Origin of the sequence: Hymenobacter frigidus, assembly GCF_014640435.1 — a bacterium.
In the GTDB taxonomy this organism is placed as follows: domain Bacteria; phylum Bacteroidota; class Bacteroidia; order Cytophagales; family Hymenobacteraceae; genus Hymenobacter; species Hymenobacter frigidus.
Genome location: NZ_BMGY01000002.1, coordinates 188,833 through 206,221, shown reverse-complemented (window position 1 = coordinate 206,221; position 17,389 = coordinate 188,833). Strand labels below are relative to the sequence as shown.

At 58.3% G+C, this 17,389-nt stretch carries 15 protein-coding genes, 1 tRNA gene and 1 pseudogene; 1 reads left to right on the top strand and 16 read right to left on the bottom strand.

Annotated elements, in window-relative coordinates; genetic code table 11:
* Positions 1-154: 154 nt before the first annotated feature.
* The 5 genes from IEW17_RS01895 to IEW17_RS01875 all read right to left on the bottom strand — a co-directional run bounded on the left by IEW17_RS01895 (position 155) and on the right by IEW17_RS01875 (position 5,909).
* Entirely contained in the window at positions 155-1,018 is an 864-nt protein-coding gene (locus tag IEW17_RS01895; RefSeq protein ID WP_188560310.1) for a sigma-70 family RNA polymerase sigma factor, read from the bottom strand.
* A gap of 122 nt (positions 1,019-1,140) precedes the next feature.
* Positions 1,141-3,312: a polyribonucleotide nucleotidyltransferase gene (pnp, locus tag IEW17_RS01890; RefSeq protein ID WP_188560309.1), complete on the bottom strand. Its 2,172-nt coding sequence runs from the start codon at positions 3,310-3,312 to the stop codon at positions 1,141-1,143.
* Positions 3,313-3,513: 201 nt separating this feature from the next.
* Entirely contained in the window at positions 3,514-3,789 is a 276-nt protein-coding gene (rpsO, locus tag IEW17_RS01885) for a 30S ribosomal protein S15 (RefSeq protein ID WP_188560308.1), read from the bottom strand.
* A 154-nt stretch (positions 3,790-3,943) separates the two neighbouring features.
* On the bottom strand, positions 3,944-5,389 hold the full coding sequence (locus IEW17_RS01880; RefSeq protein ID WP_229748745.1) for an LptF/LptG family permease: 1,446 nt from the start codon (positions 5,387-5,389) through the stop codon (positions 3,944-3,946).
* Between the two features lie 106 nt (positions 5,390-5,495).
* Entirely contained in the window at positions 5,496-5,909 is a 414-nt protein-coding gene (locus IEW17_RS01875; RefSeq protein ID WP_229748743.1) for an START-like domain-containing protein, read from the bottom strand.
* A 132-nt stretch (positions 5,910-6,041) separates the two neighbouring features.
* Between IEW17_RS01875 and IEW17_RS01870 the strand changes: the two genes are divergently transcribed.
* A tRNA-Met gene (locus tag IEW17_RS01870) sits at positions 6,042-6,115 on the top strand.
* A gap of 208 nt (positions 6,116-6,323) precedes the next feature.
* Here IEW17_RS01870 and rplT read toward each other — a convergent pair.
* The 11 genes and pseudogenes from rplT to IEW17_RS21395 all read right to left on the bottom strand — a co-directional run bounded on the left by rplT (position 6,324) and on the right by IEW17_RS21395 (position 17,380).
* Positions 6,324-6,668 (bottom strand): 50S ribosomal protein L20, encoded by a 345-nt coding sequence (gene rplT, locus IEW17_RS01865; protein ID WP_070728591.1) that lies wholly within the window; start codon positions 6,666-6,668, stop codon positions 6,324-6,326.
* 150 nt (positions 6,669-6,818) lie between these two features.
* A complete protein-coding gene (gene rpmI, locus IEW17_RS01860) occupies positions 6,819-7,013 on the bottom strand; it encodes a 50S ribosomal protein L35 (RefSeq protein WP_070731735.1) in 195 nt (64 codons plus the stop codon).
* A 237-nt stretch (positions 7,014-7,250) separates the two neighbouring features.
* Positions 7,251-7,808: pseudogene (gene infC, locus IEW17_RS01855) on the bottom strand (translation initiation factor IF-3); the annotation flags it as partial.
* A 198-nt stretch (positions 7,809-8,006) separates the two neighbouring features.
* Positions 8,007-9,941: a threonine--tRNA ligase gene (gene thrS, locus IEW17_RS01850; RefSeq protein ID WP_188560307.1), complete on the bottom strand. Its 1,935-nt coding sequence runs from the start codon at positions 9,939-9,941 to the stop codon at positions 8,007-8,009.
* Between the two features lie 137 nt (positions 9,942-10,078).
* Positions 10,079-11,245, bottom strand: a complete 1,167-nt coding sequence (locus tag IEW17_RS01845) for a tetratricopeptide repeat protein (RefSeq protein WP_188560306.1) — start codon at positions 11,243-11,245, stop codon at positions 10,079-10,081.
* Positions 11,246-11,284: 39 nt separating this feature from the next.
* Positions 11,285-12,310: a tetratricopeptide repeat protein gene (locus IEW17_RS21205; RefSeq protein WP_188560305.1), complete on the bottom strand. Its 1,026-nt coding sequence runs from the start codon at positions 12,308-12,310 to the stop codon at positions 11,285-11,287.
* A 136-nt stretch (positions 12,311-12,446) separates the two neighbouring features.
* A complete protein-coding gene (locus tag IEW17_RS01835; RefSeq protein WP_373286147.1) occupies positions 12,447-15,185 on the bottom strand; it encodes a DNA gyrase/topoisomerase IV subunit A in 2,739 nt (912 codons plus the stop codon).
* Between the two features lie 368 nt (positions 15,186-15,553).
* The gene (locus IEW17_RS20760) at positions 15,554-15,781 is read right to left on the bottom strand and encodes a hypothetical protein (protein ID WP_229748741.1); all 228 of its coding nucleotides are present in this window, start codon (positions 15,779-15,781) and stop codon (positions 15,554-15,556) included.
* A 195-nt stretch (positions 15,782-15,976) separates the two neighbouring features.
* Positions 15,977-16,738, bottom strand: coding sequence for an IS630 family transposase (locus IEW17_RS01830; protein ID WP_188560304.1), 762 nt, complete (start codon positions 16,736-16,738; stop codon positions 15,977-15,979).
* A 5-nt stretch (positions 16,739-16,743) separates the two neighbouring features.
* On the bottom strand, positions 16,744-17,187 hold the full coding sequence (locus IEW17_RS01825) for a helix-turn-helix domain-containing protein (RefSeq protein WP_188560303.1): 444 nt from the start codon (positions 17,185-17,187) through the stop codon (positions 16,744-16,746).
* Positions 17,147-17,380 carry a T9SS type B sorting domain-containing protein gene (locus IEW17_RS21395; RefSeq protein WP_188560302.1) on the bottom strand — a complete coding sequence of 78 codons (234 nt, stop codon included), beginning with the start codon at positions 17,378-17,380 and terminating at the stop codon, positions 17,147-17,149. The genes IEW17_RS01825 and IEW17_RS21395 overlap by 41 nt, the downstream gene beginning before the upstream one ends.
* Positions 17,381-17,389: the final 9 nt, after the last annotated feature.

The window sequence follows — 17,389 nt, the reverse complement described above, 5'->3', positions numbered from 1 at the left end:
CGAAGCCCTGCTTCGCGCATCGTTGAACGATGGATATAAAGCCATTGTCGGCGTGTAAAGGCAAAGCACCGCTTCGCACTACGTCCCCGTCACCTAGCTGTACAAAAAACCCCAACCTGACGGTCGGGGTTTTTTATTCTACAAAACTAATTGATTAACCCAGATAAGGCTTCAGCGCTTTCGAGCGCGACGTGTGCCGCAAGCGCCGAATGGCCTTCTCCTTAATCTGGCGCACCCGCTCGCGAGTCAGGTTAAACTTCTCGCCGATTTCTTCCAGCGTCAGCGCCGATTCGCCGTTCAGCCCGAAGTAGAGCGTGATGACATCGGCTTCGCGCTTGGTGAGCGTGCTCAGGGCGCGCTGCACTTCCTTGCGGAGCGAGTCGTTCATCAGCGCCATGTCGGGCGAATCCTCGTCCTCGTTCTCGAGCACGTCGAGCAGACGGTTTTCCTCACCCTGCACAAACGGCGCATCCACCGATACGTGGCGGCCGCTGATTTTCAGCGTATCCACCACTTCGGAGGTAGTCAATTCGAGTACTTCGGCAATTTCTTCGGGCGAGGGCTCCCGCTCAAATTTCTGCTCCAGTTCCGAAAAGGATTTGCTGATTTTGTTCAGCGAACCCACGCGGTTCAAGGGCAAACGCACGATGCGGCTCTGCTCGGCCAAGGCCTGGAGGATGGACTGACGAATCCACCACACGGCATAAGAGATAAATTTAAAGCCGCGGGTTTCATCAAAACGCTTGGCGGCTTTGATAAGACCGAGGTTGCCCTCGTTAATCAAGTCACCGAGCGAAAGACCCTGGTTCTGGTATTGCTTGGCCACCGACACCACGAAGCGCAGGTTAGCCTTGGTCAGCTTTTCCAGCGCCTGCTGGTCGCCGTCGCGGATACGCTGCGCGAGCGTTACCTCCTCGTCGGGCGTGAGCAAATCCACCTTACCAATCTCCTGGAGGTATTTATCCAGCGACTGGCTCTCGCGATTGGTAATCTGCTTGCTGATTTTTAGCTGTCTCATGGGACTGGGTAAGAACGATATCTAATGGGATTTACACGAAAGAAAAAGCCGTATTGGCGTGTCCCTAAGTCAGAGGAAACCAACAGGCTTGCTCTGACATTAGTTCGGGACGCTTAACGTAGCTACGCTTGGGCTTCGCCGTTGCTGGCCGCAGCCGCCTCGGGCTTGGGCAACAGCACCTTGCGCGAGAGCCGGTACTTGCCGGTTTTCTTGTCGATTTCCACCAGTTTCACGTCAATGTCCTGGCCCACTTCCAGCAAGCCTTCCAGCGTCTGAATCCGCTCGTGCGTCACTTCCGAGATGTGCAGCAAGCCGTCTTTGCCCGGCATGATTTCCACGAAAGCGCCGTAGGGCTGAATGCTGCGCACCTTGCCCTTGTAAATTTCGCCCACTTCCGGCTGCGCCGCAATGGCCCTGATGCGGTCGATAGCGCCCTGCATATCATCTTGGTTGGCGGCGTAAATGCTTACGTGGCCCTTCTCGTCCTTCTCCTCGATGATGACCGTGGCGTTGGTATCCTTCTGGATTTGCTGGATAACCTTGCCGCCCGGCCCGATGATGGCACCAATGAATTCTTTGTCAATCAACATTTTGTGCGAGCGGGGCGTGTGCGCCTTCAGCTCAGCCGCCGGGGCGGCAATGGTCTTGGCCATTTCACCCAGAATGTGCAGACGGCCCTCGCGGGCCTGGTGCAGCGCAGCGGTCAGAATCTCGTTGCTCAAGCCCTGGATTTTGATGTCCATCTGGCAGGCGCAAATGCCTTTCTCAGTGCCGGTCACTTTGAAGTCCATGTCGCCGAGGTGGTCCTCGTCGCCGAGAATGTCGCTCAGCACGGCGTATTCGCCGGTCTCCTTATCCTGCACCAAACCCATGGCGATACCCGCCACGGCACCCGAAATCTTCACGCCCGCGTCCATCAGCGCCAGCGAACCGGCGCACACCGTAGCCATCGAGCTGGAGCCGTTCGACTCCAGGATGTCCGACACGATGCGGATGGTGTAGGGGTTCTCATCATCGGGCGGCAGCACTTGCTTCAGCGAGCGCAGCGCCAGGTTGCCGTGACCGATTTCGCGGCGGCCAGCGCCCCGGTTCGGCTTCACTTCGCCGGTTGAGAAACCGGGGAAGTTGTAGTGCAGCATGAATTTCGAGTAGCCCTTCGCCAGTGGCTGGTCCACAATCTGCTCATCGAGCTTGGTGCCAAGCGTGGCCGTGGTCAGGCTCTGAGTTTCGCCGCGGGTGAAAATGGCCGAACCGTGCGCACCGGGCAGGTAGTTGATTTCCGACCAAATGGGGCGGATTTCGGTGAGCTGGCGACCGTCGAGGCGCACCCGCTCCTTCACCATCATGTCGCGAATGGCCTTCTTCTCGGCCAAGCCATAGTAGCGGCTGAACATCTTCATGTTCAGCTCCGCATTCACGGCCAGCAAATGCTCTAAGGTAGCTTTTTTCACCTTCGAGAAGCCTTCCTTACGGCCACCTTTGCTGGTGTTACCGCTACGGGCTACATCGTAAGCGCCCTGGTACACAGCGTCCAGAATCGTCTTTTTCAACTCCTCGTTCTCCTCGTACTTGGGATACTCGCGAGTCGGCGAGTCGGCGGTGCGGCCGACGGCCTCGGCCAACTCTTTCTGCATCTGGCACTGGGCCTTGATGGCTTCGTGACCGAAGGCAATGGCCGCCACCATTTCCTCCTCGCTCACCTCCTTCATGGCACCTTCCACCATGGCCACGGAGTCGGCGGTCGCGCCCACCATCAGGTCCATGTCGGCACGGGCCAGGTCCGAAGTCTTAGGGTTAATCTGGAACTGGCCGTCGATGCGCGCAACGCGCACTTCGGAAATCGGACCAGCAAACGGAATATCGGAAATCGACAAAGCAGCCGAGGCGGCCAGGGCGGCCAGGGCGTCGGGCTGCACTTCTTTATCGGCCGAGATGAGGGTAATCATTACCTGCACCTCGTAGTGGTAGTCTTTAGGGAACATCGGCCGCAGGATGCGGTCGACGAGGCGGCAAACCAGGATTTCGTAGTCGCTCAGGCGGCCTTCGCGGCGCTGAAACGAGCCGGGAATCTTGCCGGCCGAGCCGAATTTCTCCTGGTAATCTACCGACAGGGGCAGAAAGTCAACCCCGTCGCGCTGGCTCGGGGCCGAAACCACCGTGGCGAGCAGCATGGTGTCGCCGAGGCGAACCACGACGGCACCGTCGGCGAATTTGGCCAGCCGGCCAGTTTCGATGGAGATAACGCGGCCGTCGGGCAGCGCCAGGGTTTTGGTAATGGCGTGGGGTTGGGACATCAGCGGGATTTGCTTGGAAAAGCGACAGCGGGCGAGCAGCCAAAAACGAATGCCGCCAGTTGCGGCCATCGTTACTCAGGTAAACACAACAGTACGGCACGATAAAACAGAATTTGGGGCCAGTCTCAGTGCCAAACCGACCCGAACAAAAAAAGAGTAGGGAACCCTCGTTGGAAGGCTCCCTACTCTCAGATTCTGGACTTACTTACGGATGCCCAGCTCCTTGATAATGGCGCGGTAGCGGTTGATTTCGCGGTGCTGGAGGTAATCCAACATGCGGCGGCGCTTGCCTACCAGCTTCAGCAGGCCCAAGCGGGTGCTGTGGTCCTTCTTGTTCACCTTGAGGTGCTCGGTGAGGTGGATGATGCGGTGAGTGAAAAGGCCAATCTGGGCCTCGGCCGAACCGGTATCAGTTTTCACTTTTTGCAGGCTGTTCTTTTCGAAAATGGCCTGTTTTGCTTCGGTGGTTAAAATCATCGGCTGATAGGTGTTACCCCGTCTTAGATTTAAAGGTGTAAAAAATGTTAATCGGTTACCCCACACGTTGGGGTATCGCAAAGGTACGCAATTTAAAAACAGGATAAAAGCACGAAGTGCGGATTTTTCAATGACAGGCGGAGTAATTGCGGCCTTACTCTTCCACCGGTGCGGTGATTTTGCGCAGCGCCGGAATGCCGAGGCGTTGCGGGAGCCGGCGCCAGAAATCCATTTCAAGCAAGCCGGAGTCGTTGTAGGCTTGGTACAGGAAAAACAAGCCGGCCGGCAGCAACACCAGATTGGACATCCACATGCCCAGGCCTACGGGCATCACAAACTCGCGGCCGTACTTCTCCCCCATGATGCTGAGGACATAGTAGATGATGAAGAAGAGAATGGATACCAGAATCGGCACTCCCAAACCTCCTTTTTTGATGATGGCGCCCAGCGGTGCGCCAATGAGAAACATGAGCAACACCGCCACCGACTGGGAGTATTTACGGTAGACTTCGATGCGGAACAGCGCCGAGTTTCTAGCTAAGTCATCCAGGCGCTCGGCGGTGGTGTTGGCGTAGGCGCGCATGTTGCGGGCCCGGTTGGCGGCCTGTTGCAACATGGTAGCCGTAGTGGCGGGCAAACGGGTGGTGGGTACTTTCAGCGCTATCACCCGTTTGTTGGCCGCCTGGCTCGTCGTATCAAACCGGAGGAAGGTGTAGTAAGCATTCATCTGCCGCGGAATAATTTCCTGCTCCTTTTGAATTCTCGTCTGCAACGAATCAGAAGCTTTGTGCAGCTGCGGAATGTTGAGCATCATCCGATTGGTCTGGAACAGCTCTTTTTGGGTATGGCCCAGGTCAAAGGAAGCCAGTGAGAACGTCACCACGTTGTGGTCGAACCCCTGCCGAATAAAGCTGGCCCCCGCCCGGTTCTGCGCATCGGGCTGCTCCACGTAATTGTGACCGTGAAAGAGTTCTAGACCCAGATAGGCGCCGTTGAAGCGGGTGAACATCCGGCCGGAATCAGCAAGCATCACCGTGGCATTGCCCGACTTCTGGGTGTGGTCGTAAATCATGACGCCGTGCAGCCGGTCGCCATTTTCTCCGGTTTTCTTATCCACTTTGATGGTATAGCCCGGAATGCCGTTGTAAAAAACCCCTTCCCGGATATCCAAAGCCAGTTTTTGCTGTCGCACATCCCAGAGCAGGCTGTAGGCTTCCAGATTGGCCTTGGGCACGATGGTTTCATTAAACCAGAACGCGCCCACGGCCAAACCAACGGTGACCAGCAGCACCGGCCGCAAAATGCGCGTCAGGGCAATACCGGAGGCTTTAATGGCCGTCAGTTCGTGGTGTTCGCCCAAGTTGCCATAAGTCATCAGCGACGAGAGCAGCACGGCCAGTGGCAACGAAACCGGCACAATCAGTACGCTGAAATAAAACAGCAGTTGCAGCAGTACGCCCGTACCCAGGTCTTTCCCGATGATATCGTCGAGGTATTTGAGCAGCGTGTGCGTGAGCAGAATAAACTGCACTACGGCAAACGTGAGCAGGAAAGGCCCGGCAAAGGCCTTCAGAATAAGCTTGTCGAGCTTTTTAATCATAGCGAGCGGCGCTGGACTGAATTCCGCGCCCGGGCTGAAACGATGGGAAGGAGGAAAAAGTACCGTTAACGGCTTCGGCCATTCCGGCGGGTACCGTCGTCGGCCTCTACCCGCCTACCTGCTCCCGAAGCTTAGCCACAAGGCTTTCCCACATTTCCTGCTGCTCAGCGGCGTCATGCCCCGACGAATAGTCGACGACCCGCAGGTACACCTCGTCGGTCACCTGCGACGAATCGAGGGTGAACTCAAGAAAATTGGCATCGGCCACGGTCTGGCGCTGCTCGTTGAGAAATACAAAGCGAACTGCCCGGTTCAGGCGTTGTCCCGAGATTTCGGCAAAATGGTTCTCCTGGTCCCAGATAAAATTGAGGTGATGTCCGTCCGCGTAGCGCACATCATCGCAAAACCACTGCGAGAGACCGGAGGCAGTAGCCAAGTAAGGGAAAAGTATCTTGGGTGACGCGTTAATCGGGAATTCCACCACGAAACGGGTTTTGGTTTGAGTATCAGGCAATGCCATGGGAGATAAAGCGAAGAAAGAATGAATCAGCGGGTCCTAAACCAGCACTACGTAGGGGAATTACAGTTTTTTTGGCCTTGAAGCTTGCGTTGGGCCGCATTGTAGCGTTATCTTTGCACCCACAAAAAACCCGGCGGGGTAGCTCAGTTGGTTAGAGCACAGGATTCATAACCCTGAGGTCACGAGTTCAACTCTCGTCCCCGCTACTTCAGAAAACCGTTTTGGCTCCGTGCCGAAGCGGTTTTTTTTTTGTTGCGGCCAAATGGCCCCTAGCGAGGGCTACTAAATGACTGCCTGAGTCCGTGCCCCGTTTTGCAGAGTTAGCGGCCACCAGCCCGGATTGTAAAGCCCCAAAACAAGAAAACGCTGAACCTAAGGGCCAGCGTTTTCTTGGTTGGTAACGCACAGGGGCAATTACTTCGCCTTCTCCACGATGCCTTTGAAAGCAGCCGGGTGGTTCAGGGCCAAATCAGCCAGCACCTTGCGGTTGAGCTCAATGCCAGCCTTTTTCAGGCCGCCCATCAGCTGCGAGTACGACAGGCCGTGCTCACGAGCGCCGGCGTTGATACGCTGAATCCAGAGGGCGCGAAACTCACGCTTCTTTACTTTACGGTCCCGGTAAGCGTACAGAAGGCCTTTTTCAACGGCGTTCTTGGCTACGGTCCATACGTTTTTGCGACGGCCATAGTAGCCTTTCGCCAAACGCATGATTTTCTTACGGCGGTGGCGCGAGGCCACATGGTTGACACTTCTTGGCATAACCTAGAGAGTTTTTGGCAGCCGGCGACGGGTTGAAGTCTTAGAGCCGGAAGCCTGGTGAAAATGAATTAAAAATTAAAAATGGATACTTAAAATTGGAGCGATTGTGCAATAGGCAACAATTCTCAATTTTTTAGTATCCATTTTTAATTAGAAGTTGAGCATCTGACGCACGCGGTTCATGTCGGCGCTGCTCACGAGGCCGGTATGGGTCAGGCCGCGCTTTTGCTTGGTCGTCTTCTTCGTGAGGATGTGTGATTTGAAGGCGTGCTTCCGCTTCACCTTGCCCGTTCCGGTGAGCGCAAAGCGCTTCTTAGCACCGGATTTCGTCTTTACTTTCGGCATCGTAGTGGTTGTTGGAGGTTTGGTTGTTGATTGGCTTGCGCCGACCTCCGGTTGTTAATTGCTGACCGACCAGTGGTCGGGAAGCCATCACCAACCGGGTAAAATCTATTCGGCCTCGGTGATGGCCGGGGCGACCTCGGGCGCTTCCGTTGCTTCGGCAGTCTTGTCGGCAGCTTCGGTAGGCTTCGGGGCTTTTTTCTCAGGTTTAGCGTCCGTGGCAGCGGGCTTAGCGGCTGGCTTCACTACCGCGGCAGCTTTCGGAGCCAAGTAGAGGAACATGCGCTTGCCTTCCAGCTTGGGCAGCTGCTCTACTTTGGCGAGGTCCTCAAGGGCCTGGGCAAACTTGAGCAACAGGATTTCGCCCCGCTCTTTGAAAACGATGCTTCGACCCACGAAGTGCACGTAGCTCTTGATTTTCGCGCCTTCGCGCAGAAACTCCTGGGCGTGCTTCACCTTGAAGGCGAAGTCGTGTTCATCGGTGTTAGGACCGAAGCGAATTTCCTTGAGCACGACCTTGGTCTGCTTGGCTTTCAGTTCGCGGGTTTTCTTCTTCTGCTCGTACTTGAATTTCGAGTAGTCGATGACGCGGCAGACCGGCGGAGTGGCGGTGGGCGAAATCTCAACAAGGTCGAGATTTTGGTCCTGCGCCATTTTCCGAGCCTGGTCGGTCGGATAAATACCCTGTTCGACATTGTCGCCGACGAGTCGTACCTCGCGGGCCAGGATTTTCTGGTTGATTTTGAACGGCTCTTCCACCTGCTGGCGGGGCACGTACCGACGATTCGGAGCTGCTATGGTTTGGTCCTCCTGCTAAAAAAGTGGCGGGGAATGAGATTCTGCGTGGTTTAGGCCGGGTAAGGCCTGGTAATCAGGGGGCAAATATCGACATTTTTAATTGAAAAGGCAAGCCGGCAGCCCATTCTATCTGTACTAGCCTAAAAAAATAACACCACGCAAGCTGACCCGCATGGTATTATTTTCATTATTCACTCACTAGTAGGCTTCTACAATCTGGCTTTGCACGCTTTTGACGAAAGCGTCCAGTGGCATCGAGCCCAAGTCACCCTCGCCATGCTTGCGGACGCTGATGATATTGTCCTGCGCTTCCTTCTCCCCTACTACCAGCAGGTAAGGAATCTTGCCCATTTCCGCGTCCCGGATTTTGCGGCCGATGCGCTCGTCCCGGGCATCAACGGTGCCGCGCAACTCGCGCTGCTCCAGCTGGGCCTTCACCTCGTTGGCGTAGTCGATGTACTTGTCCGAGATGGGCAGCACGATAAACTGCTCGGGGGTGAGCCAGAGCGGGAAATTGCCGGCGCAGTGCTCGATAAGCACGGCCACAAAGCGCTCGAGCGAGCCAAAGGGCGCGCGGTGCAGCATGACGGGGCGCTGCTTGGTGTTATCCGAAGCCACGTATTCGAGGTCGAAGCGCTCGGGCAGGTTGTAATCGACCTGGATGGTGCCGAGCTGCCAGCGGCGGCCAAGGGCGTCGCGCACCATAAAGTCGAGCTTGGGGCCATAGAAGGCGGCTTCGCCGAGCTCGGTGGTGGTGCTGAGGCCTTTTTCAGCGGCAGCTTCCTGAATGGCGCTTTCGGCCAGGGCCCAGTTCTCATCGGAGCCAATGTACTTGACCTTGTTTGCGGGGTCGCGCAGACTGATTTGAGCCGTGTAATCTTCAAAACCGAGGTTTTTGAAAACGTACAGCACCAGGTCAATCACCTTCTTGAACTCGTCCTTCACCTGGTCGGGCCGGCAGAAAATGTGGGCATCGTCCTGGGTGAAACCGCGCACGCGGGTGAGGCCGTGCAGCTCGCCCGACTGCTCGTAGCGGTACACGGTGCCGAACTCGGCGTAGCGCACGGGCAGGTCGCGGTAGCTGCGGGGCTCGGTTTTATAGATTTCGCAGTGGTGCGGGCAGTTCATCGGCTTGAGGAAGAATTCCTCGCCGGGGTTGGGCGTTTTGATGGGCTGGAAGGAGTCCGCACCGTATTTCTCGTAGTGGCCGCTGGTCACGTACAGCTCTTTGGAACCGATGTGGGGCGTGACGACGGGCTGGTAGCCGGCCTTCACCTGGGCTTTGCGCAAAAACTGCTCGAGGCGCTCGCGCAGGGCGGTGCCTTTGGGCAGCCACAGGGGCAGCCCCGCTCCTACTTTCTCCGAGAAAGCAAACAGCTTCAGCTCTTTGCCCAGCTTGCGGTGGTCGCGACGCTTGGCTTCTTCCAGGCGCTCAAGGTACTCGGTGAGGTCCTTGGCTTTGGGAAAGGTGATGCCGTAGAGGCGCGTGAGTTGCTTGTTCTTTTCATCGCCGCGCCAGTAGGCGCCGGCCACGTTCATCAGCTTGGCCGCCTTGATGGTGCTGGTATCGGGGATGTGCGGGCCACGGCAGAGGTCGGTGAAGCTGCCCTGCGTGTAGAAGGTAATCTGGCCGTCTTCAAGGTTTTCGAGCAGCTCCAGCTTGTAGGGGTCCTGCTTTTCGGTGAAATAGGCAATGGCATCAGCCTTCGAGATTTCCTGGCGGACGTAGCGGTTCTTCTGCTTGGCCAGCTCCAGCATTTTCTTCTCGATTTCGGGAAAGTCCTCGCTGGAAATGCTGCGGCCTTCGCCGAGGTCGACGTCGTAGTAGAAGCCGTTTTCGATGGCCGGGCCGATGGCCAGCTTCACGCCGGGGTACAATGCCTCAAGGGCTTCGGCCATGAGGTGGGCCGAGGAATGCCAGTAGGTGGACTTACCAGCCGCGTCGTTCCAGGTCAAGATTTCGACGGTAGCATCTTCAGTAAATGGGCGGTACAGGTCGCGGACTTCGCCGTTGACGCGCACGGCCAAAGCGTTGCGGGCCAGGCCTTCGCTGATGCTGTTGGCCAGGGCGTGGCCGGTAGTGCCAGACTCGACCGGGCGAACCGAGCCGTCGGGGAGGGTGATGTTGAGCATGAGAGTGGGGTAAAGTGCCCAAAGGGCAAAGCTGGGCGCAAGTTACGCTTCGCTTTATGAGGAAGTAAGAATGAGCGGCGAAGAATCAGGGATTTTATCCCGTCTGCTCCGGCTCTATTCAACCCGATTCAAGGGCGTTATCTAGCGCTGGGCGTAAGCAACGGTAACGGGGCAACGGGCAACGGCCGCACCGGAGCCGGCCGGCGATAATAGTTGCGTGAGGCGGGTCGCAGGCTATCGGGCAACAGCGCTTGCACCTTCCCCCCCATTTTCCAGACCCGGAAGGTCCAGTGCGGATTACCGGGGTTTTCGGCCACCAACAGACGGTACTGGGCAAGAGCTTCGGGCAGCCGGTTCTGGGTTTCGAGGGCTTCGGCAAGAAGGGCGCGGGCCTGGGGCAGGCGCGGATTGCGGCGCAGCGCCCGCGTGAGGTGCTGAATGATGGCCGCCGGGCGACGTGCTTTGGCGGCAGCCAGACCGAGGCGATAATCGGCCCGGTAGACGGTGGTATCGAGGGCCAGCGCGCGGCGGTAGTACCACAAAGCGCTATCGGGTTGGCCCTGGAGTTCCAGTTGGCGGCCGTAGTCGTAGTGCAGCAGACCCGAAGCGGTATCCAGGCGCAGGCCCAAGGTGGCGTAGCGGGCGGCATCGGCGGGAATGCGCCAGGCATTCAGCAAAAAAGCCAGCTGATGCAGGATTTCGGGCTCGCGGGGGTTGCGGGCCAGCGCATCCTGCAAGTACTGCACGGCCGTGCTGGTATCGGCGGTAGCGGCGTAGGCGAGGCCTTTGTAAAACAGCGCGGCGGGCTGGTCGGGGTCGAGGCGCAGGGTCCGGTCGAGGTTGTCGAGGGCGGCGGGGTAATTACGGGCGGCCAGGTGGGTTTCGCCCACCAGGAGAGGCAGTTCGGGACCGGTAAAACCACGGTCGGCAGCCTGGCGGGCGGCGGCCAGGGCATCGGGCAGCTGGCCCAGCGCCCGAAACGCCCGCGCTTGCAAAAAGTACAGGCTGGCATCGGCATCGTCAATTTGCAGGGCGGCCACCACATCGGACAAAGCAGCCCGGGGCTGGCCAGCGGCCAGGCGCAAGGTGGCGCGGCGGGCCAGCAAAGCCGTATTACGGGGCTCCCGGGCAATGGCTCCGTTCAATTCATCGGCCTGCACGCGGGGGCCGCTTTGCACGGTGGCCAGGTCCACCAGCGTGTCGGGGCGCTCGGCGGGCGTGGTTTGGCAGGCCGGCAGGACCAAACCGCCCAGCAGCACCGCCCAGCAGCCCAAATACCGCACACACGAAGAAATAACACGCATAATTACTTGCAAAGTACGGCCCGGCGCGGGCGTTGCGAACTATTGCTTGCGGCTGAGGGTATCGCTCGGTACCGGGCGAGGAGTTGGTACGGATGCGGGGGTAGTGGCTGGCATAATGGGCGGAACAGATGGATTTTGCCTAGCCAAACGCTTCTCCCGCCGGGCATTGGCCCGCACCAACGGCGGCAACAGCGCACGACATAAACGGCTCACTACCAAGTCTTCGCTGGTGACGGGCGGAATTTTCTCCGCTTCCCGCAGCAAGGCAATGGCCCGTTTGCGGCGGCCCTGGTAGATGTACATGCGGGCCAGGTCGTAGCTGAACTGAATGTTTTGCGGCGCCATCTGGTGGGCTTTTTCCAGGTTGGCCATGGCTTCGCGGCTATCGCCCCCGGAGGGTACACCGCCCAGCACCAGCTTGCTGTAGAGCCGTTCGAGCACGTTGTAGTGAGCTACCCGATATTGCCAGCGGCCGCGCAACTGCCAGGCCTCGGGCCAGTCGGGCCGTTTTTCAGTGCCCAGATACACGTGCGCCCGGATATCGCGAAAAACCTGCAGGCGGGCCCCGGCCGGCAGCAAGGTAGCCTGGTTGAACAGCACCAGGGCCAACGCGTAATTGCTCTCGCCCCCTTTGGGCTGAATCAGCAAGGCGCGGTCGGCGTATTGGCGGGCGACGTCGAAATAAGCGGCTTTTCGGGTTTCGTCGGAATAGCGGCTGCCAATTTTCACGCTCAGCACCGCTGCCTGCCACAGGGCGAGGTAATGGGCGGGCACCGTCTTAAGCACGTCTTGGTAAACAGCCAGGGCTTCCGAATCTTTGAATACGCTGGCCAGGCTGACGGCCTGCGCCAGCTTGGTGCGCACGGCGGGCGGGTCGGCGGCGGGCAGCTTCACGGCCGGCACTTTGGCCACGGGTGCCGCCGGCTTGCCGGCCCGGCCCGGCACCTGGCCCTGAGCTGGCGCGCTTTCCACGGCCACCAGCAGCAGGCAGCCCACCAGCCCCCGGCAGCCGCGCCGCAGGAACCGGACCGAACAGGACGACCACAACTGGAAAAAAGCAAGCATAAGGCAAAGAAATACGCCAACGGCATAACCGCACGCCAAATTCACAAGTACCAGCCCCTGGCAACTGGCAAAAAAATACGGCAACCGGACATGGATTCTGCCCCGGCTGCCGCACTCTCTCACGTTGAATACTTGCTTAAAACAGCCCCAGCTGCGCTTTCGGGCGCTTGAGCAATTCCTGGGCGCGGGCCACTTCCTCCGCCGTCACCCCAACTGGACCGGTCGACTCGGCCATTGCGGGTTCGGCCGCGATGGCCTCGCCGGGCTTGGGCAAGGCGGCGCGCTTCTTAGCCACTTCGCGGCGCTGGGGCTCGGGGCCTTCGTCGGTGAGCAGGGCCAGGGCGTGGACTTTATAGTAGTTCAGCTTGTTGCCCATGGCCTTCCAGCCTTTCACATCGATAAACTCGTGCAGCGCGATTTTCTCGGTTTCCTTGTCGGCTTTCTTGTCCTTCTGAATTTTCACTTCCACCAGCGGCTCAGGGTTTGCCGTCACCGCCAGCAGCTTCGAGCCCTTGGTTTCGGAAATGAACGTGAAGCGCTTTTCCAGCGTGCTGGTTTCGATTTTGAACCGCTTCACATAGTGGATTTTAGTTTCACCTTCCACGTACGCGGCCGAGAGCACCACCTCCGGCTCGTGCTTGCGCAGGAGCACAATATTGGGCACGTCGTAGTGGTTGGTGGGGTTGGGCGCGGTCAGCTCGTAGCTGCCGTCCTTGAAGATGACCAGCACCGTATTCTCGGTGTCGAAGGTACCCAGGTAACGGCCGTGGCCGGCGGTGTTGAGGCGGCCCACCACGCTGTCGAAAAATACCTCGCGGCCGCCCAGCGTGGAGTCGCCCAGGGTTTTCTGGGTGATTTTTTTGATGGGCTGCTTGGTCACGATGTTACCCATCGAGCCCTTCCCTTTGATGCCTAGTTCGGCAAAGTCAAAGTCAAACTGCTTCACCCGCGCCGGGGCTTTGTCGGAAAGCTGAATGCTCACGATTTCCGACTCGGAGTTGGGGTTGGCCGTGAGGTACAGGGTTTTGGTGCCCTTGGTGCCCTTGGTCAGGTCGTACGCTTTGTCGCGGGTGATGCCCGAAACCAGGAAGCGCTTGGCGAAGCTGATGCCCGAAGCGCCGTCGAGGTACACCATGTTGTACACCAGCCGGTCGTCGTTCTTATTGTAGACGCCGACGTGCAGAATATCCTTGCCCACAAAGGTCTTTTCCGCAATTCTGGTTACCGTGAACGTGCCGTCGCGCTTGATGGAAATGATGTCGTCCAGGTCGGAGCAGTCGCAGATGGTCACCGCATTTTCGTCCTTTTTCAGGCCGTAGCCCACAAAACCATCGGCGTAGTTCACGTACAGCTTCTGGTTGGCCACGGCCACTTTCTGGGCCGTCACCACATCAAAGGTGCGGAGCTGGGTTTTGCGCTCGCGGCCCGCGCCGTACTTCTTCAGCAGGCCCTCAAAGTAATTGATGGCGTAGCGGGTCAGGTTGGCCAGGTGGTCGGCCACTTCGGCCAATTCTACTTCCAGCTTCTGAATGTATTCATCGGCCTTGAAACCGTCAAACTTCGAAATCCGCTTGATGCGAATTTCGGTCAGGCGCGTGAGGTCCTCCTCCGCAATGGCGCGGCGCAGCACAATACGGGTATCGTCGGCTTTGGCCTTCTCCCCGGCTATGCGCACGAATTTCTTGAGGCCCTTATCAATAGTCTCCAGAATTTCGGCCCAGGTCTCGCACTCCTCAATCCGGCGGTAGATGCGGTTTTCGATGAAAATCTTCTCCAGCGAAGCGTTGTGCCACTTTTCCCACAGCTCATCCTGCCGAATTTCGAGCTCGCGCTCCAACAGGCGCACGGTGGCCTGGGTGCTTTGCCGCAGCACGTCCTCCACGCCCACGAAGCGGGGCTTGTCGTCGATAATGACGCAGGTGTTGGGCGAGATGCTGATTTCGCAGTCGGTGAAGGCGTACAGCGCGTCCATGGTCAGGTCAGGCGACACGCCCGCGGGCAGCTGCACCTGAATTTCCACGTTGGCCGCCGTGTTGTCGACCACCTTCTTAATCTTAATTTTATTGGCTTCTGAGGCCTTCACGATGCTTTCCATCAGCGCCGTGGTAGTGGAGCCGTAGGGAATATCGCGGATGATGAGCAGCGTTTTGTCGACCTTCTCGATGGTAGCACGCAGCCGGATTTTGGCCCCGCGCATGCCCGAATTGTAGTTGGTCACATCACACAGTCCACCCGTCGAAAAGTCCGGAAACAGCTGCACCTCACGGCCCCGCAGCACGTCGATGCTGGCCTTGCACAACTCGCGGAAATTGTGGGGCATAATCTTGGTGCTCAGGCCCACGGCAATGCCTTCCACGCCCTGCGCCAGCAGCAGCGGGAACTTCACGGGCAGCGTGGTGGGCTCGCGCTTGCGGCCATCGTAGCTCATCTGCCACTCGGTGGTATCGGGGTTGAACACCACGTCGAGGGCGAATTTGCTCAGGCGGGCCTCAATGTAGCGGGCCGCGGCCGCCCCGTCACCGGTGCGCACGTCGCCCCAGTTGCCCTGGGTTTCGATGAGCAGGTCCTTCTGGCCCAGATTCACGATGGCATCCCCGATGCTGGCGTCGCCGTGCGGATGGTACTGCATGGTCTGGCCGATGACGTTGGCGACCTTGTTGAAGCGGCCGTCGTCCATCTCGTTCATGGCATGCAGAATGCGCCGCTGCACGGGCTTCAGGCCGTCTTCGATGGCGGGCACGGCCCGCTCCAGAATCACGTAGCTGGCGTAGTCCAGAAACCAGTTCTGGTACATGCCGCGTACCGTGGCCACATCGTGAATGGTTTCGCCGGGGGCAAACTTGGGCTCCTCCTCGGTTTCGGGCTCGGGCTCGATTTCGGCCGCCACGTGCACGGTCAGGGCACCGTCGAATAAGCCAGTGGCTTCGTCCAGCCGGAGGTGGGCAGCATCCTGCTCCGCAAAGCTGGCCGGCTCAGCGGCATCGTCGGCTGCGGCCGGCGAAAAAGCCGACAAATCAAAATCCACCGAATCGCCGGGCTGTAAAAAATCTTGGTCGGGAGTATCGGAATCAGGGGTATCGAGAGTAGCCACGGGGAAACGAATGAGGTCGGCGAACTGCCGTCAAAAATACCGGTATCGGCGCAGAGCGCCACAAGTCACAAACCGACTAGGAAAGGCAAAGTTCCCAATATTTTTAGTGTGCCGATTCAGCAAACCGGCGCATACCAAAAATAATAAACTGCTTAAATGGTAAAATACGGCAATTTTTCAGCAAGAAGCAAGCTAACCTGACTAGTCTTTATACCGCTTGCCCTGGCCTGGAAAATTTGATAAACAGCCCGATTTTCACCGAAACGAAAAAAGCCCGGACCAAAGGCCCGGGCTTTTCCGTGGAATTTGCCGACCAGTCTACCCCTGGCCGGCGGTCCAAACGTACGCAAAAAATCAAAAATAATTTCTACCGGCGACATTTTTTTTCGCGCAGCTGCCTCAACAGTCACCTAAGTGCCCACGCATAAGTAACCGGATAAAGAAGAACGTCATTCCGAGCTTGCCGAGGAATCTCGCTCGCGCCAGTGGGCGGCGCGGATGACTCCGGCGAGGTTCCTCGGCAAGCTCGGAATAACGTTCTTTTGGGTTGACTACGGTTACTTGTGCGCGACTGCTTAACGGATGATTTCCACCCAGCCTTTGAGATTAATGCCGCAGGCCGGCTGGGTCAGCTGGTAGTAGTGGTCTGACAATTTAGTTTCATTGTTAATTTTGATTAGTTCGGTATACCTATTTTTCAGCTTGTCTCGGGCGTTTTCGGTGGTGAAGGACCAATTGACTTTAACGGCCGCCGCGTTTCGTTTGGCCTCCCACACCAAGGCTTCTTGCTCGAGTCGTTGCTGGGTGCCGATGCGTCGGTTGAGGCACTGACGGGAAAGGGCGGCGAATTCAATTTCGGCCATGTTGAGCCAGGAGCCGTGCTTGGGGGTGTAGTGAAATTCGAGTGTGTGGCGCAGGTTGCGGGCCGTCTCGACGGGCAAATGTTCGTAGAAGGCCCCGTAGCAGTGGGTCGCGTAATTGTCCTGCACGAGCTTGATTTTCGCCGCGTCGGGGTAGTGGGTTTGCACGAGCCAATCCACAAAGTGGGCGTAATCGGCCTTGGTTTTGGTGGTCGTGACCTGCAGATGGCGCTGGCCCCTGTCCAGGTTGTAGGCCAGCAGCACGTTGCAGACGCCTTTTCGCACGTACTCCTGGTGTTCTTTTTGGGTGGCCCCTGGCGTGGGCGGAATCGGGGTGAGCACGTGGTCGAGCAGTTGGCAGGGCCGTTCGTCGAAGCAGAGCCGCACCACGCCCGCCTCGGCGGGCTGCGCGTACACGTCCAGCACGTCTTCCAGGTTGGCCAGGTATTCGCCCGTGACGGTGCCAATACACCACATTTGCTTCAGCCAGGGTTTGAGCTTGCTTTTTTTAAAACTTGCCGGATGGATTCGTTCGAAATCGTGTCGATATAATCCAGCGAGACAAGCGTCTCGTTGAGCAAAGACAACGTCCAGCGCGCCGCCCCGGCGGGCGTTTCGCTACACGCCAGGCGGGTGATGTGCGCTTCCAGGGCCGGGGTCACTTTTGGCGGTTGCCCGCTGCGCGGGCGTTCTTCCAGCGCTTCGGCCAGTCCCCCGGCTAGGTAGCGACGCTTGATGCGGTGGTACTGGGTGGAGGAAATGCCCACCTGCGCCTGAACGGCCGAGGCGCGGCCGCCCGCGCCCATCAACAGGAGCGCGTTGGCCCGCGTAATGGTGCGGCTTTTGTGGGTGCCTTTTTTGACGATGGCCCGCAGGGCGGACTGGTCAGAAAGCGGCAGGTGAAGAGGGGAGGCCAGGCGAGCCATGAGCAAGAAGACGTACGTGTCTTGGCTTAACTATTGCCAGCGAAATTAAGTTGTTAGACCAGTAGTAGGTGCCAGCGGGCTGGTTGGTGCCCGTCCAGTCGTTGCGGTAAGCGCTGGTTTCGTACACCAAGCGGCCCCAGCGGCTGAATATCTTGAGGGCGGGGGTACCGTAGGAAGCCGGAATTTTCAGCACCGCGTTTAG